The sequence below is a fragment of the Streptomyces sp. SGAir0957 genome, assembly GCF_043523415.1.
Genome location: NZ_CP027293.1, coordinates 1822690 through 1846052, shown reverse-complemented (window position 1 = coordinate 1846052; position 23363 = coordinate 1822690). Strand labels below are relative to the sequence as shown.

18 protein-coding genes are annotated in these 23363 nt (G+C 73.4%); 10 read left to right on the top strand and 8 right to left on the bottom strand.

The features are described 5' to 3' along the window. The first annotated feature begins 50 nt into the window (after positions 1-50). Complete coding sequence (locus tag C1N81_RS13370; RefSeq protein WP_394429023.1) at positions 51-467, top strand: hypothetical protein; 417 nt, start codon at positions 51-53, stop codon at positions 465-467. 22 nt (positions 468-489) lie between these two features. Here C1N81_RS13370 and C1N81_RS13365 read toward each other — a convergent pair whose 3' ends face one another. Continuing rightward, positions 490-2283, bottom strand: a complete 1794-nt coding sequence (locus C1N81_RS13365) for a hypothetical protein (protein ID WP_394429022.1) — start codon at positions 2281-2283, stop codon at positions 490-492. A gap of 199 nt (positions 2284-2482) precedes the next feature. After that, positions 2483-3763 (bottom strand): CynX/NimT family MFS transporter, encoded by a 1281-nt coding sequence (locus tag C1N81_RS13360; protein WP_394429021.1) that lies wholly within the window; start codon positions 3761-3763, stop codon positions 2483-2485. 165 nt (positions 3764-3928) lie between these two features. Here C1N81_RS13360 and C1N81_RS13355 point away from each other — a divergent pair, with 165 nt between their 5' ends. The 6 genes from C1N81_RS13355 (at position 3929) to C1N81_RS13330 (ending at position 10035) form a co-directional block, all read left to right on the top strand. Next, positions 3929-4627: a FadR/GntR family transcriptional regulator gene (locus C1N81_RS13355; protein ID WP_394429020.1), complete on the top strand. Its 699-nt coding sequence runs from the start codon at positions 3929-3931 to the stop codon at positions 4625-4627. Between the two features lie 123 nt (positions 4628-4750). After that, on the top strand, positions 4751-6433 hold the full coding sequence (locus C1N81_RS13350; RefSeq protein WP_394429019.1) for a cytochrome bc1 complex cytochrome b subunit: 1683 nt from the start codon (positions 4751-4753) through the stop codon (positions 6431-6433). 122 nt (positions 6434-6555) lie between these two features. After that, a complete protein-coding gene (locus C1N81_RS13345) occupies positions 6556-7335 on the top strand; it encodes an enoyl-CoA hydratase family protein (protein ID WP_394429018.1) in 780 nt (259 codons plus the stop codon). Beyond that, positions 7332-8198, top strand: coding sequence for a CoA transferase subunit A (locus C1N81_RS13340; RefSeq protein WP_394429017.1), 867 nt, complete (start codon positions 7332-7334; stop codon positions 8196-8198). The genes C1N81_RS13345 and C1N81_RS13340 overlap by 4 nt, the downstream gene beginning before the upstream one ends. Continuing rightward, on the top strand, positions 8195-8953 hold the full coding sequence (locus C1N81_RS13335; protein ID WP_394429016.1) for a CoA-transferase subunit beta: 759 nt from the start codon (positions 8195-8197) through the stop codon (positions 8951-8953). Before C1N81_RS13340 ends, C1N81_RS13335 begins: the two co-directional genes overlap by 4 nt. Positions 8954-8967: 14 nt before the next feature. Beyond that, positions 8968-10035 carry an NAD(P)H-dependent flavin oxidoreductase gene (locus C1N81_RS13330; protein ID WP_394437920.1) on the top strand — a complete coding sequence of 356 codons (1068 nt, stop codon included), beginning with the start codon at positions 8968-8970 and terminating at the stop codon, positions 10033-10035. Here the strand turns inward: C1N81_RS13330 and C1N81_RS13325 are convergent. Together C1N81_RS13325 and C1N81_RS13320 are read right to left on the bottom strand one after the other, a co-directional pair. After that, the gene (locus C1N81_RS13325; protein WP_394429015.1) at positions 10019-11176 is read right to left on the bottom strand and encodes an acetyl-CoA C-acetyltransferase; all 1158 of its coding nucleotides are present in this window, start codon (positions 11174-11176) and stop codon (positions 10019-10021) included. The two genes, C1N81_RS13330 and C1N81_RS13325, sit on opposite strands and share 17 nt — an antisense overlap. Positions 11177-11240: 64 nt before the next feature. Beyond that, positions 11241-12026, bottom strand: a complete 786-nt coding sequence (locus C1N81_RS13320; RefSeq protein ID WP_394429014.1) for an SDR family oxidoreductase — start codon at positions 12024-12026, stop codon at positions 11241-11243. Between the two features lie 85 nt (positions 12027-12111). On the opposite strand from C1N81_RS13320, the gene C1N81_RS13315 reads away from it, so the two are divergent. Together C1N81_RS13315 and C1N81_RS13310 are read left to right on the top strand one after the other, a co-directional pair. Beyond that, positions 12112-13257: an acyl-CoA dehydrogenase family protein gene (locus tag C1N81_RS13315; RefSeq protein ID WP_394429013.1), complete on the top strand. Its 1146-nt coding sequence runs from the start codon at positions 12112-12114 to the stop codon at positions 13255-13257. Further along, positions 13257-14216: an acyl-CoA dehydrogenase family protein gene (locus tag C1N81_RS13310; RefSeq protein WP_394429012.1), complete on the top strand. Its 960-nt coding sequence runs from the start codon at positions 13257-13259 to the stop codon at positions 14214-14216. Before C1N81_RS13315 ends, C1N81_RS13310 begins: the two co-directional genes overlap by 1 nt. Here C1N81_RS13310 and C1N81_RS13305 read toward each other — a convergent pair. From C1N81_RS13305 to C1N81_RS13295, 3 genes are all read right to left on the bottom strand, one after another. Beyond that, positions 14179-15324, bottom strand: coding sequence for a serine hydrolase domain-containing protein (locus C1N81_RS13305; RefSeq protein ID WP_394429011.1), 1146 nt, complete (start codon positions 15322-15324; stop codon positions 14179-14181). The two genes, C1N81_RS13310 and C1N81_RS13305, sit on opposite strands and share 38 nt — an antisense overlap. A 66-nt stretch (positions 15325-15390) precedes the next feature. Continuing rightward, on the bottom strand, positions 15391-16785 hold the full coding sequence (locus C1N81_RS13300; RefSeq protein ID WP_394429010.1) for a hypothetical protein: 1395 nt from the start codon (positions 16783-16785) through the stop codon (positions 15391-15393). Then, complete coding sequence (locus tag C1N81_RS13295) at positions 16772-19681, bottom strand: peroxidase family protein (protein WP_394429009.1); 2910 nt, start codon at positions 19679-19681, stop codon at positions 16772-16774. Before C1N81_RS13295 ends, C1N81_RS13300 begins: the two co-directional genes overlap by 14 nt. A gap of 355 nt (positions 19682-20036) precedes the next feature. Between C1N81_RS13295 and C1N81_RS13290 the strand changes: the two genes are divergently transcribed. Then, the gene (locus C1N81_RS13290) at positions 20037-21293 is read left to right on the top strand and encodes a lipase family protein (RefSeq protein ID WP_394429008.1); all 1257 of its coding nucleotides are present in this window, start codon (positions 20037-20039) and stop codon (positions 21291-21293) included. 25 nt (positions 21294-21318) lie between these two features. Here C1N81_RS13290 and C1N81_RS13285 read toward each other — a convergent pair whose 3' ends face one another. Next, entirely contained in the window at positions 21319-23328 is a 2010-nt protein-coding gene (locus C1N81_RS13285) for a metallophosphoesterase family protein (RefSeq protein WP_394429007.1), read from the bottom strand. Positions 23329-23363: the final 35 nt, after the last annotated feature.

Sequence of the window (23363 nt, the reverse complement as noted above, 5' to 3'; positions counted from 1 at the left end):
CCTGGAGGCGAAGGCCGGCGTCGGCCGGATCGATACTGGTGCTCACGGCCGTGCTCACAGCCGTGCTCGCGGCGTGCGGCGGCGACAGCGAACCCGAGACGGTCACCGGGGTCCGCGACTCGGTGCGGCACGTCACGCCGCAGACCGTCAGGGACACCCGGCCGCGCATGGTCAGGAACTGTGTGAGCGACAGCCGCGAGGTCAAGCACTCCAAGCGGAGCAACGGCAAGACGAAGACCTGGTACACGACCGAGAAGTACCAGAACTGCACGAAGGTGCGCCGGGGCACCGAGTCGTACACCCGTGTCGTCCGCAGGGAACGCTGGTGCGTCGAGCTCGACGACGTCGGCGGCCGGTCCGACCGGGACGACGTCTGGTACCGCGTCCGCCCCTCCGTCTACGACGAGGTCAGAGCGGCGGACGAGCGGACGAAGGTGACGTTCGCCTACGACGCGCGGGGCTGCTGAGCCCCGTCCGGCGCCCGCCCGTTCACCTGCGGACCGCCCGCTGCACGGCCTCGGCCGCGAGCTGGGCGGCCGCCCGCCGGGTCGCCGCGGCGAGCAGGTCCGTGTGGATCGGGCCGCCCGCCGCGAGATGCCGGTCGTAGGGCAGGTGGACGACGCCGACGCCCGTCTCCCGGATGTGCGCGGTGGCCGCCGCCAGGTCCAGGTTCTGGTCCGGGGCGCCCGAGGTGAGCGCCACGACGGTGGTCGGCAGCGTGGAGTGCGGCAGGTTGCCGAGCCAGTCCAGGACGACGCGGGTGCCGCCGACGCCCTCCGCGGTCATCGGGGCGACGACGATACGGGCGTGTGCCGTGTCCATCGCCGTCCGGGCGACGTCGCCCGGCAGCGTCTCGCAGTCGACGACCGTCATCGCGAAGTGGCGGCGCAGGCCGAGCGTGACGCTCCGGTAGGTGGGGACGTCGAGCGGGGGGCCCACCCGGCCCTGGCTCGCGGGGAGCAGCCAGCCGCCGTCCGGGAGCGGTACCAAGTAGCCGGTGATGTCGAGGAGATGCATCGACGGGGTCAGGATCCGGGCCAGTTCGCCGGCCGACCAGCGCACCGACTGGGCACCCAGGCGCACCGCGAGCGTGCCGAGCGCGGCGTCCGCCTCCAGGGCGAGTACGGGGTCCTGGCGGACGCGTTGCAAGGTGCGGGCGACCAGCGCGGCGGTCGTCGTCTTGCCGACCCCGCCCCGGATCGAGGTGACCGCGACGACCCGGCCCGTCGTCACCGGGTGCTGCAACTCCCGTACCCAGGGCCCCTCTTCACCCCCGGCCTGCGCCGAGGGCCTGGCCATCCGGCGCAACGACTGCCCGGACCGCCGCGCCACGGAGTCCCCGTGCTGCGGCTTCCCGCTCGCCTGCGCGAGACGCGGATCGACGGTGAGGACGGGCTCGGGGGCGGGAAAGGCGAGCTCCGTACCGGGGCGCGGGCGCAGGACCGGGGCGGTGTTCGTCTGCTGCGCGGGGACCACGGGCGGGGCCGAAGGCGGGAGCGGGGCCCCGGCCGGGGGCGGGGGCGGCGCGGTGACGGTGGTGCGGGGTGCCTGCGGCGCGGGAGGAGTGTCGGTCACGGCCGGGGCGCCGACGGACTCGTACCCCGGGAGGGGCCGGGGGGTCGTGTCGATGACGGGCGGGGGCGCGGTCACGCCGGCCCGGGGCGGTTGCTGCGGGACGGCGTCCTGGACCGGTGGCACCGGGGCGGAAGCGGGGCCGGTGGACACGGTCACGGTCGGCTCCGGGGGAGTGGCGCGGGCCGGCGGTACGGGGGCCGGGGCGGCGGGCTGTGCGGTGGGTGCGGCCGGGGCGGCGGGCTGTGCGGTGGGTGCGGGCAGGGCCGTGTCCGGCGGGGTCGCGGTGGGACCGGCCGGGCCCCTGTCCGGCGAGTTGGGAGTGGGGCCGGTCGGGCCCCTGTCCGGCGAGTTGGAGGCGGGGCCTGCCGGGCTCGTGTCCGGCGAGTTGGAGGTGGGGCCGGTCGGGTTCGTGTCCGGCGGGGTCGCGGTGGAGCCGGCCGGGGCGGGGGAGTGCGGAGGCTTCGGGGTCCGGGTGCGGCGCACGGTGCCGGGGTTGGGCCGGGACACATCGCGCCGGCGTACCGGCAACGGGGTCTTGCCCTGCCCGGCACCGGAGCTCGCGGCCGACTCCCCGGAGCTGTGAGCGGGCTGGTCCGGTCCCGGGGCGTCCAGCGCGGCCGGGGCCGGGGCCAGGTCGATCAGTCGGTACAGGGCCGAATCCGCTGCCGAGGCCGACGCCGTCTCCGCGTTGTTCTCCACCGGGTTCATCGAACTCACCGCACCCCACGGGTCGTAGCCCGCGACGGCATCTGCGGAACAGTCATCCGTGCCCCCACGTCGCACATCATCGGCAGACCCCCGGAACTGAGGCGATTCGCCTTCACTCGCGCCTTCTGCGGTCCCTTGTGGACCACCTGCCGCGAAAGCCTATCTCCCCGCGCCCGTGCCCCCGGGATCGGTCACCGGCTCATCGCGCCAACTGCCGGGCCCGTCCCGCCCCGACGCCCGCGATCCCCATCGGCACGCACACCACCGCGAGCAGCGCCAACGGAACCGTCCAGCCCCCGGTCGCGTCGTGCAGCGCGCCGAGGAGGAACGGGCCCGCCGCCGCCAGCAAGTACCCGACCCCCTGCGCCATTCCGGACATCTCGGCGGCCCGCGCCGCGTCCGGGGAGCGGAGCACGATCACCGCGAGTGCCGTGCTGATGAGCAGTCCTGAGCCGAAACCCTGCATGAGCATCCACGCGTACGCCCCGCCGACGGGCGCCACTATCAGGCCGATCAGCGAGACGAGGAACAGCACCGTGCCGGTGAGCGCGAACGCCACCTGGTTCCGGGACCGTCCGACGAGCGCCGTGAAGGCGAGCGAACCGGCGATCCCCACCAGGCTCATCAGGGACAGCATCCAGCCGGCCTGCGCCGACGACATGCCCTGGTCGGTCAGCATCGCGGGGATCCACGCCGCGCACGCGTAGTACTCCAGGGACTGGAGCCCCATGAGGAGAGTGATCTGCCAGGCGAGGCGGGAGTGCCGCAGCGGGGTACGGGCGACGGCCGCGTCCCCGGCGACCGCGGTCGGCGCGTCCGAGCGGCGCAACTGCGGCAGCCACACCACGAACGCCAGCGCAGAGAGCACCGCCCACACCCCGATCGCCCCGCGCCAGCCGAGCCCGAGGGCGTCGCCGAGCGGCACCGTCACCCCGGCCGCGAGGGCCGCGCCGCAGAACAGGGCCACGGAGTACAGACCCATCATCAGGCCCGTACGGTGCTGGAAGTGGCGCTTGATGACGCTGGGCACGAGCACGTTCGACAGGGAGATCGCCGCGCCGAGCAGCACCGTTCCCGCGAAGAGCGCGGGCAGCCCGGGGGCCAGGCGCACCGCGATGCCCGCCGTGAGCAGCGCCATCATGACGCCGAGCGCCCGCGTCATCCCGATCCGCCGGGACAGCTTCGCCGCGAAGGGGGCGAGGAGTCCGAAGCACAGGATCGGCAGTGTGGTGAGGAGCCCGGCGAGTGAACCGCTCAGGCCCGTCGCGCCGCGGATCGTGTCGAGTTCGGGGGAGACCGACACCACGCCCGGCCGCAGGTTCATGGCGATGAGCAGGATGCCCGCCGCGAGCAGCGCGCCCGCCACGGGCAGGGGTGGGGGCGGCGCGGCCGCGGCCGCGCCGACGGGCGGGGCCTGGGTCGGGGCTGGAGTCGGAGCAGGGGTCGGAGCAGGGGTCGAAGGGTCGGCACTGTGCGGCATGCGTCCAACGTAACATCCCATGTTTCGGGCCATCGGGGCGACCGTCGGGGCGCGTAGCCCCGCCTCACGCCGGGTGTAGCCCCGCTCCAGCGCGGCCATGAGCGCGGCGCACCGCGCACAGATATGGGATATTTGAAGCCACGCCTCCATAAGAAAGGCCCCGCCTTGCACCCCACCCTCGTCCAGCAGACCATCCACCGCATCGAGCAGCGCATCGAGCGCGGCGACTGGCCCGTGGGGCACCGCCTGCCCGCCGAGGGGCAGCTCGTCGAGGTGTTCGGGGTCGGGCGGAACACGGTGCGGGAGGCGGTCCGCGCGCTATGCCACACGGGGCTCCTGGAGGCGCGGCGCGGCGACGGCACGTACGTCCGTGCCGCCAGCGACCTCAACGCCGCTCTGCAACGGCGCCTGCGCCGGGCCGAGTTGAGGCATGTGCTCCAGGTCCGCCTGGCCCTGGAGCGGGAGGCCGCGCCCGCCGCCGCCCTGCATCGCGGCGAGGAGGACCTGGCCCGCATCCTGTCGGCGCTGCTCGCGCGGCGCCGTGCCGACGAGCGCGGGGACGTGGTCGCGTTCGTGGACCGGGACCTGGAGTTCCACCGGGCGGTCGTCGCGGCGAGCGGCAATCCGCTGATGACCGATCTCTACGAGAGCATCACGGCGTCGGTGCGGCACAGCATCGAGACGCTCGTCCCGGACTGGACCCCCGAGCTGCCGGGCGCCTCCGCCCACGACGACCTGGCCGACGCGATCGCGCGCCGCGACCCGGACGCGGCGGTCAAGGCCGCCTGGGCGCACACGCGGACCGTGGAGGACGCCATGGAGCGGCTGGCGGAGCGCGGCGACAGGGCGGGGGAGAGCGAGTGATGTGACGTCGCGCCGCGGGGGAGAGCGAGTGATGTGACCCCGCGCCGCCCCCTGTCCGCCGCACCGCCCGCGCTCTACCCTGAGACCCTGTCCGCGCCTCACCGGGCTTCGAGGGGGAGTCGCATGAGCGACGGCAGCGATGGCAGCGACGGCGACAGGGACGGCGGCGAAGGGCGGCGTGCGAACCCCCCGGGCAAGGGGGAGCGCCTCGCCGACTGGGCCGACGGCCGTCTCGGGATCTACCAGCTCGCCAAGTCCCAGATGCGCAAGATCTTCCCGGACCACTGGTCCTTCATGTTCGGCGAGATCTGCCTCTACAGCTTCATCATCCTCATCCTCACCGGCACCTATCTGACGTTCTTCTTCGAGCCGAGCAACGCCGAGGTCGTCTACAACGGCTCGTACGAACCGCTCAAGGGCATCCTCATGACGCGGGCGTACGAGTCGACGGTCGACATCAGCATGGAGGTGCGCGGCGGGCTGCTCATCCGGCAGATGCACCACTGGGCCGCGCTCGTCTTCGTCGCGGCGATGCTCTGCCACATGATGCGGGTCTTCTTCACGGGCGCGTTCCGCAAGCCCCGCGAGGTCAACTGGCTGTTCGGCTGGACGCTGCTGATGCTCGGCATCGTCACGGGCCTGACCGGCTACTCGCTCCCCGACGACCTGCTCTCCGGCACCGGGCTCCGCTTCTCGCAGGGCGCGATCCTGTCGGTGCCGATCGTCGGCACGTATCTGTCGTTCTTCCTCTTCGGCGGCCAGTTCCCCGGCGAGGACTTCATCGCCCGGCTCTATCCGGTCCACATCCTGCTGCTGCCCGGCATCATGCTCGGCCTGGTCGTGGCCCATCTGATCCTGGTCTTCTACCACAAGCACACCCAGTTCGCGGGCCCGGGACGCACGGAGCGGAACGTGGTGGGCGCGCCCTTCCTGCCGATCTACGTGGCGAAGGCCGGCGGTTTCTTCTTCCTCGTCTTCGGGCTCCTGGCGTTCATGGGCGCGATCGCCACGATCAACCCCGTCTGGGCCTTCGGGCCGTACCAGACACACCTCGTGACGACCGGCGCCCAGCCCGACTGGTACCTCGGCTTCTCCGAGGGCCTGATCCGGGTGATGCCGGGATGGGAGATCAACGTCTGGGGGCACACGTTACAGCTGGGCGTCTTCATTCCGTTCATGCTGTTCCCCCTGGTCATGACCCTGATCGCGGTCTATCCGTTCGTGGAGGCGTGGGTCACCCACGACCGGCGCGAGCATCACATCGCCGAGCGCCCGCGCAACCGTCCCGTGCGCACAGGGCTCGGTGTCGCCTGGCTGTCGCTGTACGGCGTTCTCCTGATCGGAGGGGGCAACGACATCGTGGCGCTGCGCTTCCATCTGTCCATCAACGCCATCACGTGGGCGGTGCGGATCGGCTTCTTCGTCGTGCCCGTGCTCGCGTTCTTCGTCACCAAGCGGATCTGCAACGGGCTCCAGCGCCGTGACCGCGAGAAGTCCCTGCACGGCCGTGAGTCCGGCACGATCAAACGGCTGCCGCACGGCGAGTACATCGAGGTCCACGAACCGCTCAGCCGCGCCGAGTTGTACAAGTTGAACCTGCACGAGCAGCCCGCACCCTACGAGCTGGGGCCGCGGGTCGACGAGAACGGGGTGGCGCGGAAGTTCACCGTGCGCCAGCGGGTCCGCGCGCGGCTCGCCAAGGCGATGTACGGGCCCGGCTCGTACGTGCCGAAGGCGACCGTGGAGGAGTACCAGGCGCTGCACGCCGGCTGGCACGAGTCCGAACGCGACCCGTCCGCCCACTGAGGTCGGCCCACTGAGGTCGGCCCACTGAAGTCCGCCCGCCGAGGCGCCCTTCTGTTCCGTGTGCGGCTTCGCTGCTACCTTCCACCTAACAAATGTTAGGTCGGAAGGTGGCGGTGCCGCTCATGCCCGTCTCTCTGTCATACGCCTCGTACGCCGGTTCCTCGCCCCCCGCGCGGGCCGTCGCCGTCGTCGACGTCGACTACGCCCCGGTCAACGCCCTGCCCGTACAGGGCTGGTACGACCTCGCCGACACCGTCCGCGCGGCGGGCCGCGACCCCGACGTGCGCTGCGTCCTGCTCACCGCCACCGGCCGAGGCTTCAACGCCGGGGTCGACCTCAAGGAGATGCAGCGCGACAGCGGCCACACCGCGCTGATCGGCGCGAACCGGGGCTGCGCCGCCGCCTTCGCCGCCGTGTACGAGTGCGAGGTGCCGGTCGTCGCCGCCGTGCACGGGTTCTGCCTGGGCGGCGGGGTCGGGCTCGTCGGGAACGCCGACGCGATCGTCGCCAGCGACGACGCCACCTTCGGCCTGCCCGAGCTGGACCGGGGCGCGCTCGGCGCCGCCACCCACCTGGCCCGCCTGGTCCCGCAGCACCTGATGCGCGCCCTCTACTACACCTCGCGCACCGTCACCGCCGCCGAGCTGCACGCGCACGGGTCGGTGTGGAAGGTCGTCCCCCGCGCACAACTACGCGCGCAAGCAATGGGGTTGGCCGGTGAGATCGCCCGCAAGGACGGCTACCTCCTGCGGCTCGCCAAAGCCGCGCTCAACGGCATCGACCCCGTGGACGTGCGCCGCAGCTACCGCTACGAGCAGGGTTTCACCTTCGAGGCGAACCTCAGCGGCGTCGCCGACCGGGTCCGCGCCGCATTCGGCACCGCTCCCGGGGAGGCGAAGTGAGCGCCCCCGACAAGACCCTCTCCGCCGACGACGTGGCCGGGCGGCTGCGCAGCGGCATGACGCTCGGCATCGGCGGCTGGGGCTCGCGCCGCAAACCCATGGCACTCGTGCGGGCCCTCCTGCGCAGCGACGTCACCGACCTCACCGTCGTCTCCTACGGCGGCCCCGACGTGGGCCTGCTCGCCGCCGCCGGGAAGATCCGCAAGCTGGTCGCGCCGTTCGCCACCCTCGACTCCATCCCCCTCGAACCGCACTTCCGCGCCGCCCGCGAGCAGGGCCGTATCGAGCTGACAGAGATCGACGAGGCCATGTTCATGTGGGGGCTGCGCGCCGCCGCGAACCGGCTGCCGTTCCTGCCCGTGCGCGCGGGGCTCGGCTCGGACGTCCTGCGCGTCAACCCCGGCCTGCGGACGGTCACGTCGCCGTACGAGGACGGGGAGACGTTCGTCGCGATGCCCGCCCTGCGCCTGGACGCGGCTCTCGTCCACCTGAACCGCGCCGACCGGCGCGGCAACGGCCAGTACCTCGGCCCGGACCCGTACTTCGACGACCTCTTCTGCTCGGCCGCAGACGCCGCGTACCTCTCCTGCGAGCGGATCGTGGACAGCGCCGAACTCGCCAAGGGCGGGCCCCCGCAGTCGCTCCTCGTCAAACGGCACCGCGTCACCGGCGTCGTCGAGGCGCCGAACGGGGCGCACTTCACGTCCTGCGCGCCCGACCACGGCCGCGACGAGGCGTTCCAGAAGCTGTACGCGACCACGCCCTTCGAGGAGTTCCGGGCGCGCTTCCTGGCCGGGGACGAGCAGGAGTACCAGGCCGCCGTCGAGGCGTGGCGGCAGGAGCGGGAGGGGGAACCCCGATGAGCGACCCGAGTGAGCCCGGCGCCCCGACGGCCACCCGCGCCGACCACTGCGTGATCGCCTGCGCCGAGGCGTGGCGCGGCGACGGCGAGCTGCTGGCGAGCCCGATGGGGCTGATCCCCGGCATCGGGGCGCGCCTCGCGCGGCGTACGTTCGCCCCCGACCTGCTCCTCACCGACGGCGAGGCCATGCTGATCGGGCCCGACGGGGAGTGCGAGGGCTGGCTGCCCTACCGCCAGCACCTGGAGCTGGTGGCGAGCGGGCGGCGGCACGTGATGATGGGCGCGAGCCAGCTCGACCGGTCCGGCAACCAGAACATCTCCTGCATCGGCGACTGGCACCGCCCGGCCCGCCAGCTCCTCGGGGTGCGCGGCGGCCCGGTCAACACGCTCAACAATCCGGTGAGTTACTGGGTGGCGAAACACTCGCGCCGGGTCTTCGTGGACAAGGTCGACATGGTGAGCGGGGTCGGCCACGACCGTGCCGCCGCGGCCGGACCCTCCGCGACCCGCTTCCACCAGCTGCGGCGCGTCGTCACCGACCTGGCCGTGCTCGACTTCGCCACCCCGGACCGCACGATGCGGCTCGCGTCGCTGCACCCCGGGGTCACGGTCGCCCAGGTGCGCGAGGCGACCGGGTTCGCGCCGGCGCTGCCCGACGAGATCCCGTACACCCGGGAGCCGACCGCCGAGGAGCTGCGACTGATCCGGGAGGAGCTGGACCCGGACGGGCTCCGCCACCGCGAGGTGCCCGCGTGAGCGGCGCCCCCGTCCTGCGGACCGCCCTCACCGACCTCACCGGCGTGCGCCACCCGCTCGTGCAGACCGGCATGGGCTGGGTCGCCGGGCCCCGGCTCGTCTCCGCCTCCGCCGAGGCCGGGGCGCTCGGGTTCCTCGCCTCCGCGACCATGACGACGTCCCGGCTCCGCGCCGCCGTACGGGAGGTGAAGGCCCGGACCGACCGGCCCTTCGGGGTCAATCTGCGGGCCGACGCCGGGGACGCGCGGGAGCGGGTGCGCGTCATCGTCGACGAAGGCGTGAGGGTGGCCTCGTTCGCGCTCGCGCCGTCCCGTGAGCTGATCGCGGAGCTGAAGGACGCGGGGGTCGTCGTCATCCCGTCCGTCGGGGCGCGCCGGCACGCCGAGAAGGTCGCGGCGTGGGGCGCCGACGCCGTCGTCGTCCAGGGCGGCGAGGGCGGCGGGCACACGGGGGACGTGGCGACGACCGTGCTGCTGCCCCAGGTCGTCGACGCCGTCGACATTCCCGTGATCGCCGCCGGTGGGTTCCGCGACGGGCGCGGGCTCGTCGCGGCGCTCGCCCACGGTGCCGCCGGGATCGCCATGGGCACCCGCTTCCTTCTCACCTCCGACTCGACCGTGCCGGACGTGGTGAAGGCCCGCTATCTCGCGGCCGGTGTGCAGGACATCACCGTCACCACCGCCGTCGACGGGCTGCCGCACCGCATGTTGCGCAGCGAACTCGTCGCCGGGCTCGAACGCGCGGGGCGGCCCGCCGCGCTGTTGCGGGCGGTGCGCCACGCGGCCGCGTTCCGCAAGGTGTCCGGGGTGAGCTGGGCGCGGATGGTCCGCGACGGGCGCGCGATGCGGCACGGCAAGGAGCTGACCTGGAGCCAGGTGCTGCTCGCGGCCAACACGCCGATGATGCTCAAGTCCGCGATGGTCGACGGGGACCCGCGTGGCGGTGTCATGGCGTCCGGGCAGGTCGCGGGCGTCATCGACGACCTGCCGTCGTGCCAGGAGCTGGTGGACCGGATCATGGCGGAGGCGGAGGAGACGCTGGCGAGGCTCGGGGCGGCCCCGCTGCCTACAGACGCTCGATGATCGTCACGTTCGCCTGGCCGCCGCCCTCGCACATCGTCTGGAGCCCGAACCGGCCGCCCGTGCGCTCCAGTTCGTGCAGCAGCGTCGTCATCAGGCGTACCCCGGTCGCGCCCAGGGGGTGGCCGAGGGCGATCGCGCCGCCGTTGACATTGACCTTCGCCGGGTCGGCGCCGGTCTCCTTCAGCCAGGCGAGGACGACCGGGGCGAACGCCTCGTTGATCTCCACGAGGTCGATGGCGTCGAGCGACAGACCGGTCTTCTTCAGCGCGTACGCCGTCGCCGGGATGGGCGCGGACAACATGCGGATCGGGTCCTCGCCGCGTACGGAGAGATGGTGGACGCGGGCCCGGGGCGTCAGGCCGTGCTCGCGCACCGCCCGCTCGGAGGCGAGCAGCATCGCGGCCGCGCCGTCCGACACCTGCGAGGAACAGGCCGCCGTGATCGTGCCGCCCTCCAGGACGGGGGTGAGCGCCGCCATCTTCTCCAGGGTCGTGTCGCGGCGCGGGCCCTCGTCGGCGGTGACGCCGCCGTACGGGACCGTCTCGCGGGTGAACCGGCCCTCGTCGACGGCGCGGACCGCCCGCTGGTGCGAGCGGAGCGACCACTCCTCCATGGCCCGCCGGGAGATCGACCACTTCTCGGCGATGAGCTGCGCGCCGTGGAACTGGTTGACGGGCTGTGTGCCGTAGCGGGCCCGCCAGCCCTCGCTGCCCGCGAACGGGCCCTGCGTCAGCCCGAGCGGCTCGGCCGCCAGCCGGGACGCGAACGCGATCGGCACCATCGACATGTTCTGCGTGCCGCCCGCGACCACCAGGTCCTGGGTGCCGGAGAGCACGCCCTGCGCCGCGAAGTGCACCGCCTGCTGCGAGGAGCCGCACTGCCGGTCGATCGTCACGCCCGGCACCTCCTGCGGCAGCCCGGCCGCCAGCCACGACGTGCGGGCGATGTCACCGGCCTGCGGCCCGACCGCGTCGAGGCAGCCGAACACGACGTCCTCCACGGCGGCCGGGTCGACGCCGGTGCGCCGCATGAGCGCGGTCAGTACATGCGCGCCCAGGTCGGCGGGGTGCACGGCGGACAGGCCGCCCCTGCGCCGGCCCACCGGGGTGCGCACGGCGTCCACGATGTACGCCTCGGGCATGATCGACTCCATTCCGGTCTCACGGGGCTCAGGGTCTCTGGGGCTTTGGGTCTCTGGGGGTCGGCTATGCGTGCCGGTCGCTGACGGAGAGCACCTCGCCCGTCAGGTACGAGGAGTAGCCGCTGGCCAGGAACACGATCACGTTGGCCACCTCCCACGGCTCGGCGTACCGGCCGAACGCCTCGCGCGAGGTCAGTTCGCCGAGCAGCTCCGGCGAGGTCACCTTCGCCAGATGCGGGTGCATGGCGAGGCTCGGCGACACCGCGTTGACCCGGATGCCGTGCTCGGCCGCCTCGACGGAGGCGCAGCGCGTCAGCGCCATCACCCCGGCCTTGGCGGCGGCGTAGTGCGCCTGCCCGGCCTGCGCCCGCCAGCCGAGCACGGAGGCGTTGTTGACGATGACGCCGCCGCGGCCCGCCGCCTTCATCAGCCGCAATGCCGTACGCGTGCAGCGGAACGTGCCGGTCAGCGTCGTGTCGACGACCTTCGCCCACTGCTCGTCCGTCATCTCGGTCAGCGCGGCGGTGCCGCCGAGGCCCGCGTTGTTCACGACGATGTCGAGGCCGCCGTGGGCCGCGTCGGCCAGCGCGAACAGGGCTTGCACCTGGTCCTCGTCGGTGACGTCGCACGGGATGCCGGTCACGCGGTCGGCGCCGAACTCCTTCGCCAGCGCCTCGACGGTCTCGGCGGTCCGCCGCGCGTGCGCGTCCCCGACGACGACGCGCGCGCCCTCTTCGAGGAAGCGGCGGGCGGTGGCGCCGCCGATGCCCGCGCCCGCCGCCGCGGTGATCACGGCGGTGCGGCCGGCGAGGAGATGGTGGCCGGGCTCGTACGGGGGCGGCGGGCTCATACGCGTACCTCCGGGTGTCGACGGATGTCGGCGCTGACGGCTAATCTACCAAACAGTTGTTAGGTGAAAAGGGGGCGCGAGTCCGATGGACCTGACGATCGACGCCGACGACGCGGCGTTCCGGGCGCAGGCGCGCGACTGGCTCGCCGCACACGTCCCGGACGAGCCGCTGCCCTCCCTGGAGACCGAGGAGGGGTTCGCCGCGCACCGCGCCTGGGAGCGCGAACTGGCCGCCGACCGCTGGTCCGTCGTCTCCTGGCCCGAGCGGTACGGGGGCCGGGGCGCGGGGCTCGTACGGTGGCTGCTCTTCGAGGAGGCGTACTACGCGGCAGGGGCCCCCGGGCGCGTCACCCAGAACGGCATCAACCTCCTCGCGCCGACCCTGTTCGACTACGGCACCGAGGAGCAGCGCGACCGGGTGCTGCCGTCCATGGCGAGCGGGGAGACGGTCTGGGCGCAGGCCTGGTCCGAACCGGAGGCGGGGTCCGACCTCGCCTCCCTGCGCTCAACCGCTGCCCGTGTCCAGGGTGGTTGGGTGCTCAACGGGCAGAAGACATGGTCCTCGCGCGCGCCCTTCGCCGACCGCGCCTTCGGCCTGTTCCGCAGCGACCCCGCCACGGCGCGCACCGACAAGCCCCATCGCGGCCTCACCTACCTCATGTTCGACCTGCGCGCGCCCGGCGCCACCGTCCGGCCGATCCCGCGCCTCGACGGCAAACCGGCCTTCGCGGAACTCTTCCTCGACGACGTGTTCGTGCCCGACGCCGACGTCATCGGGGAGCCGGGGCAGGGCTGGCGCATCGCCATGTCCGCGACCGGCAGCGAACGGGGCCTGACGCTGCGCTCCCCGGGCCGGTTCCTCGCGAGCGCGGCCACGTTGGCGCACCAGTGGCGGGCGACGGGCGACACCGCGCTGCGCGACCGCGTCGCCGACGCCGTGATCGGGGCCCGCGCCTACGAGTTGTTCACCTGGGCGCACGCCTCCCGCGCCATGGAAGGGCAGGACGTCGGGGCGGAGTCCAGCATGAACAAGGTGTTCTGGTCGGAGTTCGACGTGGCGTTGCACGAGACCGCCCTCGAACTCAGCGGCCCGGAGCGTGACTTGGCGGACAGTCCCTGGTCCGAGGGGTACGTCTTCTCCCTCGCGGGGCCCCTCTACGCCGGGACCAACGAGATCCAGCGCGATCTCATCGCCGAGCGCCTGCTCGGCCTGCCGAAGGGGCGGCGCTGATGCGGTTCCTCCTCGACGCCGAGCAGCGCGAGTTCGGCCGGACGCTCGACGCGCTGCTCGGCAAGTCGGACGTGCCCGGGGCGGCCCGCGCCTGGGCCGAGGGCGACTTCGCACCCGGCCGCACCCTGTGGCGCCGGATCGCCGGACTCGGGGTGTTCGCGCTCGCGGCGCCTGACCCGTACCCCGTCGAACTGGCACTGGCCTGCGAGCAGCTGGGCCGCCACGCGGTGCCGGGGCCATACGTCGAATCGCTGGCGGCGGCAGCCCTGTGCGGCCGCCTCCGCGTCCCCGGGGAGGCGGACGCCATGGTCACGCTCGGCCTCCCCGGGAGCGGCCCGTACGTCCTGGACCCGGACGCCGCCGGCCGGCTCCTTGTCGTGGAGGGCGGCGACCCCTGGACCCTGCGCCTCGCCCCCGGCCACGGCCCCGTCCGGCCCGGTCTCGATCCGGCCCGCCGGTACGCCCGGCCGCTGCCGGGCGGTGAGCGGCCGGCCGCGGGCCCGGCCGTGCGGGACGCCGCCGCGCACGCGCAGGCCTTCGCCCGGCTCGCCACCGCCGCGCAGGCCCTCGGCGTCGGGCGGGCGCTGCTCGACCGGACCGTGGCGCATGTGCGGCGGCGGACGCAGTTCGGGGTGGCGATCGGGGCGTTCCAGGCGGTCAAGCACCGGCTCGCCGACACCCTGATCGGCCTGGAGTTCGCCCGGCCGCTCGTGTTCGGGGCGGCGGTGACCATGCGCCCCGCGGACCTCGCCGCCGCCAAGGTGGCCGCGGGCGAGGCGGCGTACGCGGCGGCCCGTACCGCGCTGCAACTGCACGGCGCCATCGGCTACACCGCCGAGTTCGAGCTCAGCCTGTGGCTGATGAAGGCGCGGGCGCTGCGCGACGCGTGGGGGACGCCGGGGGAGTGCCGGGCCCGGGTGCTCACCCCTGAGCCGCGTACGCCCAGAAGTCCCGCATGAGCGGCGGCAGCGGTGACGGGCCGGTGAGGGAGAGCTGGGTCAGCAGGATCGTCACCGTGCCGGTCGACGGGGTCAGATGGGCGGCCGTACCGGTGCCGCCGACCCAGCCGTAGCGGCCCGGCACGTTCCACGGGTCGCGGCGTTCGACGTCGACGGAGCCGCCGTAGCCCCAGCCCGAGCCGAGCGTGAACAGGTCGCTGTCGGTGCGCTGGGCCGCCGTGAGGTGGTCGGTCGTCATCAGGCGTACCGACTCGGGCGAGAGCACGGGGGCGCCGTCCGCGAGGAGCATCCGGGCGAACGCCCACCAGTCGTCGGCGGTGGAGACGAGCCCGCCCGCGCCGGAGGGGAACGCGGGCGGACTGCTCCACCGGCCGTCGGGGGTGTCGACGCGCTCGGCACCCCCGTCGGCCGTGGGTACGTAACAGCTGGTGAAGCGCGAGCGCTTCGCGGCGGGGACCGCGAAACCGGTGTCGCGCATCCCGAGCGGCTCGAAGATCCGCTCGGCGAGGAAGTCCGGCAGGGGCTGCCCCGTGACCCGGGCGATCAGGAGGCCCTGGAGGTCGGAGCAGGTGTTGTAGAGCCACGCCTCGCCGGGCTGGTGGAGGAGCGGGACGCGGGCGAGCGCCGCCAGCCAGGTGTCGGGGCCGGGCGCGTGCTGCGGGTCGTGCGGGTCCGTCAGCGCGAAGACCGGCTGCACGGCGGGCAGGGTGAAGTCGGTGGGGAAGCCCCAGCCCGCGCGGGACGTCAGCACGTCCTCCACCGTGATCGGCCGTCTCGCCGGCACGACGTCACCGGCCGGGCCCGCCGGGTCCCGTACGACCACCGGGTCGGCCAGTTCGGGCAGCCAGCGCCCGATCGGCGCGTCGAGGGTGAGGCGGCCCTCGTCCACCAGGATCATCACGGCCGCCGCGACGACCGGTTTGCTGATCGAGGCGAGGCGGAAGAGCGAGTCACGGGCGAGCGGCACCGTCCCCTCGGCGTCCGCGTGGCCGACGACCGCGACCTCGGCCCGGTCGCCGCGGGCCACCAGGCCCACGGCTCCCGGCACCGGACCCTTCGTGACGTGCGGCTCCAGGACATCGTGCAGAGCGGTGGAGGTCTCGGGCATCGGGGTCACCCTCCAGGGCGAGCGGTGGCGCGTGGCAGGACATGAGGGGTGACTCCCGGACCTCTCCTAACTCATCGCCTCACCGTCCCAGAGGGTGTCGTGCGCCCGGTGCGCGTCGGTCAGCCCGTTGGTGAAGAAGCGCTCGTAGTACTCGCCCTCCACGTGGTGCGCCTGGAGCCAGATCCCGGGCACGTGGATGGCGTCCGTGTGCGCGGGGAAGCGGCGGTGCGTCGACAGGATGTACGTGCAGACGTCGCGGGCGCAGTCGATGACCCGCTCGTCGTACTCGCTGGCCTCGGCGAGGTAGTGCTGGCCGTAGTCCTCCTTGTAGATGCGGGTGAAGACGTCCTTGTCGGCGTAGGTGCCGCCGGTGCCGAACTTCGACTCGACGACCGCGTCCACCGCGTCCGACATCGAGGCGTGGGCGGGCGGGCAGGCGGCGGCGATCAGCGGTTCGCCGGTCGCCGGGTCGGTCAGGCCGACCGGGTGCGAGCGCAGCGTGGCGTACTTGGGCAGGGGCACGTGCCAGCGCCACAGGTCCGCCAGGCGCCAGCGCGGCGTGACGAACGTGAAGCCGAGCATCCGGCCGTACACCTTGCTGAACTTCGGGTCGCCGAGCGCGATCTGCGGGTTGACCGAGGCGTGGATCCAGGCGCCGAGGCCCATCGCCTCCGCCGTCAGCATCACGTTCTGCAGGAGGAGGTCCGCCTCGATCTGGGTGCGCAGCGGGCCGAGCGCGCCCAGGGGGAGTTTCAGGTCCTTGTTCAGGAACCCGTTGTCCATCCACTTCTTCACGCCCGCCGGACGGTAGAGGTTCCGGTCGTCGACGAAGGTGGGCCGCGCCCCGTCCGGCTGGGTGAGCAGGTACATCAGCGCGTTGATGTACTGGTGGGAGAGGTCGACGACCGGGAAGAGCACGGTCGTGCCCGGCAGATTGGACAGGAAGCGGTTGGAGTCCAGGTAGGCCGGGAAGTCGCGCAGGCCCTCGGCCACGTCGAGGCGGTGGTCGAGGATCCGCACCTTCGTCCGCCGGGCGCGCTCGATCAGAGTCTGCGCGTCGAACGGTTCGTGCGGGGCCGGGTCGAGCTTGCGCAGGAAGTACGTGCCGCTGTCGTTGATCAGGAAGAAGTACGTGCCCTGCGCGTTGTCGGGGCTGCCCGCCGTGCGGCCCGTCATGGTCAGGTTCGGCTTGGCCATGATGGGCTTGCCGTCGCGCGGGTCCTCGAAGGGGCGGTCCGGCATGGTCAGGCCGGTGGAGCCGGTGACCGCGATCAGCACCGCCTCCTCCAGCTCGGTCAGCGGCCGCGCCTCGTGCGGGGACCGGTAGCTCATCGACCCGGCGGGCACCGACGCGCCCCGGGAGACCCGGTGGGTGCGGCGCCGCCAGACCGTCTGGAGGAACGGGCGGGAGAGGAGGTCGTCGAGGCCCCGGCTGCCCGCGTTGCCGTCAGCCGGCGTCATCGGTGCCTCCACCGCCACCGTTGTCGCCGCCGGCGACCGGTGACACCGGACGCCACGGCGCGAACGCGCTGGCCTCGCGCGGCAGCAGGGACGCGAGGTCCGGGCAGTGCCGCAGGACGACGGACTTCATGCCGCCCTTCTCCACCCAGTCCATGCCGAGCGGGGTGTAGATCTCCGGACGGTAGTCGACGGTGAGGAACCGGTCGCTCTGCAGCCGGCGCGTCGCCATCAGGATGAAGATGCGGAACGCTGTGTCCGAGAAGCCGAAGCCGGTCGGCGGGTTCTCCGCGAACAGGCCGACGACCGTGTCGATCTCGTCGACCGTCCGGTACACCTCCTTGAGGCGGGCGAGGGTCTCCGGCTCGCGGGTGAGGTCCTCGAAGCGCTGGATGCGCTGCTTGTGCAGGCCCGCCCGGAAGTCGTTGTAGCGCGGCACCCCGCGCCTGCGGGTGCGCACCAGGTCGACGACCGAGAGGTCGATGATCTCGCCGTCGCGCTGGAACTGCTGCAGCGACTTCGGGTAGTTGTGCAGGGTGATCGCGCCCGGGTGCGCGATACCGAACGAGTAGAGCGTGTTCGCGAGGCCCGTCTTGCGGATCTGGCTCTCCGCCGCCGCGCCCTGGATGTCGTGGAAGCCGACGGTCTCCAGGCGCTGCCCGAAGTGGAACTCGCGCAGCTCGTAGTCGTCGGGGATGAGCGGATGCATCCGGTAGACGGTGACGAAGTCCTCGGTCAGCGAGTACGGCGCCCCGTGGTGGTCGGGCAGCGTCTTCGGGATGCCGGTGAGGGAGTGCGCCTCCAGGAGCCACAGGCCGAGCTGGTTCAGCCAGTTCCTCGGCGGGCCCTCCCAGTTGGTGCGCAGGCCGATGTCGATCGCCTTCGTCGCGAGGATCGCCGGGGTCCACTCCACCGTGTGGATCTTCGCGATGAGCGCGGAGACGACCAGCCGGGCCGTGTGGTAGATCCGGTCCTCGCTCATCGACGGGTACTCGGCGCGCAGCGCGTCGCACACCGCGTTGTGCTCACGGGCGAACAGCGTGTGCATGGCGCTGAGCCCCATCCACCAGTTGTCCTTGAACCCGGTGATCGGGATGCCGCCCCGGTCGATCGGGATGTGCCCGCCGTCGAGCAGGAGCCTGGCGCCGCCCTCCGGCTCGCGCAGCTGCCGCGCGGTCGTCTCGTCGCCGCCGTACACCTCGGACCCGTCCCACCAGTGCGAGGCGGTGTTCCCGAAGAGGACGGGCGGCTGGTCGCCGGGCACCTCGATGCCCTCGTTCTCGGCGAACCGCATCACGCTCTCCTGCGGCCCGCCCGGCGTGTTCGTCCACGTGCCCCCGCCCGGCGGCAGCGGCACCTCGACCGTCCTGCCGCCCTCCGGGTAGCGCCGGTGGTTGACCCAGTCGTGCACCTGGAACTGGATCCAGGCCGCCGCCAGGATGTTCAGGGACGTCGCCGGTACGAAGCTCTCCCGGGTCAGCAGCTGACGGCTGACCGTCACCGGGTTCGGGGTGTCGAAGAGGTCGGGCCGGTACCGCGGCTTCAGGTTGCGGCCGAACGCCGCGCCGACCGCGCCCATCTTCGGCGCCGACAGATCGTTATAGGTCCCGTCGTACGAGCGTGAGGTGCGCAGCCGCTCGTCGACGGGGACCGGCACGGGCACGGCCTTCGGCGGCGCCTCGGGCACGTCCGTGTCGATCAGGTTGAGGCGGCGGAGCACCTTGCGCAGGAAGACGAGGTTGAGCAGGCTCGCGTCGACCGGCAGCCGGTGCCAGGGCACGGCCCGGTTCAGGACGCGGAAGGCGAACGCGAACGGCACGTCCAGGACACGGTTCCTGACCGGCTCCGTCGTGGTGAACCGGAGGTCGTGCCGCTGGGCGCTGCTCGCCTGGTAGGCGGCCTTGCGGGCCCGGTTGATGTTGCCGAGGGGACGGAAGTCGTCCGTCGTGAACCACGGGTTGAACGACAGCCCTTCGACGCGCCGCGCCGCCGACCCCGCCTCGGCCGTCGTGATGTCCTGCCGGGGGATCGTCAGCCGGGCCACCACGATCGGCGGCGTGATCGCGTCCTCCCACTCGACGGCCGCGTCCTCGACGGGCGTGCGCCGCTCGTCCACGTAGCGCTGCACGCACAGGTCGAAGGCGACGTCGTCGCGGGACAGCCGCTGCCCCAGCTCCTTGCGCAGGAAGTCCGGGTCGCTCCGGTCCGGGTGCGGTGCGCCGCCGCCGGTCGCCGCGGGCCGGAACAGATAGCGGACCGGGCCCGCCTCCGCCCACAGCAGCGCGCCCCGGCTCCAGTAGGTCTCGCGCGCCAGGCTGGTGACCTTCTGCCGGGTCGCCGCCTGGACGTTGCGCCGCATCCGGGCCGCGGTGGAGAGCCCCACCGCCAGCGGCAACCTCACGAACAGGCCGAACGCCTTCTGCAACGGGGTGCGCGCGCCGGCCATCGCCTTGGCGAACGCCACGAACTCGCGGGCGTTGCTCGCGTGCGAGACGGGGAAGCTCGTCGCGAGCAGGTCGTGGCTCTCGTCACCCGTCACCTGGACGCGCACGGCGATCCCGTGCAGATCGGGCGCTCCGTCGGGGCCGCGCATCCCGCTGGCGTTGGAGAGCCGGACCGTCGCCGGATAGTCCGCGCCCGGCTGGGCGAAGCCGCCGCGCAGCGCGGCCGGGAGGTCGTCGGCGAACCGCAGGCGGGCGTTCTCCACACCGAGCGCGGCCTTCGCGTGGAAGGTCCGCTCATGGCCCGGGGCGCCAACGGCCCGCCGGTTCGCGACCTGCACCGCCATGATCTCGCGGGCGAGGCGTTCGAACACGAGGCGCTCCGCCTCGGGGCTGCCGCCCTCGTACCGCTCGTACTGTGCCGACTCGTACGGTGTGTGACGTTCGGTCTCGGCCATGGGTTGCCGTCCCTGTCGTGTGCTGTGCGTCGTCGGTCGCGCCGGAGGTCGTACCTGGTACATGACGGAGGAAGAAGGAGGAAGGGCCAGTGACGCTATCGGCGCCGTGACATGGACCGCAGCGCCGCTTCCCGCCATGTCCCGACATCGGCCGCTCGCACGAACTCCCGTACGTATGAGGGGGTTTGGGCATGTCAGGGCCGAGCGCCCCGGCGGCCCCCGCCGTGACCCCGTACCGTGCGCCGCCCGCTCCTCACTCGCCCCTCCAGGGCGCCCCGGCGGTGGCCGGTCAGCGACGCCTTGACGGCGTGTCGTCCCGGTGGTGTGCTCGGCAGCCCGTCCAGGGAGGCCCTTCATGCGGGACATGACCGAGCACGGACCGACCTTCGCCGAGCTGCGCCCCTTCAAGGAACCGACCTTCGTCGAAGGGGGCCGGGCGACCTTTCCCGTCTACCCCGACCTGCCGGCACGGCTCCTCGACGACAAGGGGCACCCCGACCCGGACGGCGTCCTTCCGCACGCCTTCGCGACGCTGTCGGCGTACGCCTACGCCGGATTCGACCAGGGCGCCGACCCCGCCACCGTCGCGATGATGGCGACCCGGCTCGGCCTGGAGGAGAACCGCTGCCGCGTCTTCGTCCAGCGCGTCGACGCGCTCTACATCTCCTCCGCCGCCTACCTGATCCAGGACAAGGACCGCCGCGTCGCGATCCTCTGCTATCGAGGCACCCAGCCCGAGGACATCATCTCCATCCTCACCGACGCCGACGTGCACCCCGACACCCTCCGCGTCGACCTCGACGGCGTCCGCCACCCCGTGCACGCGGGCTTCTACCGCAACATGCGCGCCACCCGCCACCTGGTCCTGGAGGCCCTCGACCGGGCCGTGCGCGGCGAGTCCCTCGACCCGCGCGAGGACGGCACACGGGGCGGCGGCCTCGAAGCGCTCTACATCACGGGGCACAGCCTCGGCGCGGCCATGGCGGCCCTCATGGCGGTCACCCTCGTCCACGAACCGCGCTACGCCCGCATCGCCCGCTGTCTGCGCGCCGTCTACACCTTCGGCCAGCCCATGCTCGGCGGCCCCGAACTCGCCCGCGCCTGCGAGCGCGCCACCGACGTCAACGGCACCCACCTGCTGCGCGACCGGCTCCTGCGCTACATCTACGACCACGACGTGGTGCCCGCCCTGCCGCCGCGCCCCGTCGGCCCGTACGCCCCGTTCGGCCGCGAGTTCCACTTCCGCAAGGAGCGCACCGGTCTGGACGCCGCGTTCGGGGCGGCGGCCGACGTGGCGGCCGAGGCCGTCTCGCTCCCGGGCGACCTGCTCGCCGGGGTCAGCCCCGTGCACCGGCTTCGCCGCCTCGCGGCGGTCCCGCGCTCGGTCCAGGAGCACGGCTGGGTCGAACGCCGCGAACCGGCGCCGACCTACCCGCAGATGGACAGCCTCGCGGGGCTCGCCGTCGTCGCGCCGCTGGCGTTCTTCGCGGCGCGGCTCGCCCTGACCCGCTCCCTCCCGTTCAAGTACTCCTTCGAGGACCACGGACCCGGCCACTACGTGAACGCGCTCACGCCGGACAACGTGCTCAGCGAGTTCGGGGACCTGCGCTGACCTGTGAATTCCGCAAGCCCCGCGGTCAGTCCCGGCACAGCTCGGACAGGGGGAGTTCGGCCGGGGCGCCCGGCCGGAAGGCGATCGCCCGGTCCGCCACCCACTGGCCGCCCGCGAGGCGGACCGTGCGCACGGCGAGCGTGTGCGCGTCGCCCTCGCGGGCCACGAACACCTCGTTGTACCCGTTGTGCTCATCCGTCTCGCGGCTGCCGAGCGCGGGCGCCCCGGCGATCCGCGTCGTCCACTCCTGCTCCCCGCCGAGCAGCCGCTCGGCGGCCAGGAACCCCAGATGCGTATGGCCGTGCAGGACCAGGGACGTCTCGGCGGCGGCCAGCGCCCGCTTGGCCTGCCCCGCGTTGACCACCCCCGAGTACGGGGCGATCTCCACCGCGGGCACCGGGGAGAGCGGGTGGTGCAGGGCGGCGAGCGTGGTCCAGCCCGGGTCGGGGGCGAGCCGGTCGAGGACGGCGCGGGAGACGACCCCGGGGTCGATCCGCTCGAAGTCCAGTATCAGCGAGGCGAGTTCGGTCTCGTCGAGCGCGGTGGCGAACTCCTCCTGCGCCGCCTCCAGCTTGCCGCGGTCCTCGTCGTGGGCCGCCTCGCCGCCCGACTCGGCGGAGCCGAGCAGCGCGATCCGAAGCCCCGCCTCCGGGTAGCGCACGTACAGGCGCCTGCGGTCCTGGCGGGGCTCGTGCAGGTCCGGGTGGGGGAACTCGGCGAAGGTCCGCGCGAACCACTCGTGCCGCGCCCCGGGCCGGGGATCGAGGGTGAGGTCCCACGACACGTCGTGGTTGCCGCCGACGAGCAGGATGCGGGGATCGTCCGGGCGCAGGTCCGGGTGGTCGGCGAGGCTCTTGCCCGCCTTGCGCAGCCAGTTGAGCGCGACGGTGCCGAACGCGTCGTGCGGCCGGTTGACGAGATCGCCGGTGACGAGCAGCAGGTGCGGTGCCCGGCCGAGTTCGCCGAGGCGGCGCAGATGCTCCAGATAGCTGTCCATCGGGGATCCCGCGCCCGCGAGATCGGCCAGCCTGCGGCCCGCCTCGGTGACGTCCTTGGCGTCGACGTTGGAGCGCAGGCTGCCGCCGTGGTGCAGGTCGGAGACGTGGTGGACGCGGAGCACCTCGGGCAGGTGGCGGGCGAGGACCGGGTCGGCGGCCGGGTCCGCGGCGCCGGAGCGCGGCTGCTCGGCCCGGGTCTCGGCCCGCCCCTCGGGTTCGGAGACGGTCAGCCCCGAGCCGCGCCAGCGGTGGGCGCGCAGCGACGCGCGCCCCGCCGCCGAGGTCCCGTCGTGGAACCACTGGTCGATGTAGGCGTGCCGCTCCACGGCCGCGTCGCTCGCCGCCCGGTCGAGGGCTTCGGCGTCCGTGCGCAGCTCCGGCTCCAACTCGGACACGTACAGCGCGAGTTCGAGGAGGAACGGGGTCTGGAGCCAGCCCGGGAAGGAGTCGCGGAGCAGCTCCACCACACCCGGCGCCCAGTCCGGGGCGCGCGCCGCCATCCGCGCACACTCCCCGGCCGACAGCACGGGCGGCCGGACGACGTCCTTGGGGTGGTCGGCGCCCAGGTAGGGCCCGAGCAGCTCGTGCTCGGCCGGGGTCGCGAGGACGACGGGGACGATGCCCGCCTCCCGCACCTGGGCGAGCCCGGCGGCGAGCACGGCCGGGTCCACCCCATGGCCCGGCCGCCCCGGCGCGGACAGCGCGGGCTCGTCCACGAACAGCACCGAGCCCGGGGCGGGCGCCGGGGCCGAACGCCGGCCGAGCAGGCAGCCGAGCCCCGCCCGGCGGACCGCCGCCTCGCCGGAGCGCAGATCGATACGGCGCGCCCCGCCCGGGGCCGCCCCCGCCCGCTCGGCGGCCTGCGCGAGCCAGCTCTTCCCGGCCCGCCGCGCCATGACCGCCACCCACGCGGTGCTGTTCGGCGGCCGGCCCTCCACCAGCGGGCGCGCCCACGCCGGGACGGCGCCGTCGGCGAAGCGGATGTCGAGGTCGTGGCGGTAGGCCTGGCTGGGCCAGAAGTCGCTCATGGTCGTCATTCCCGGGGAGGCTGGTCAGGACTGGGGCAGGGCGG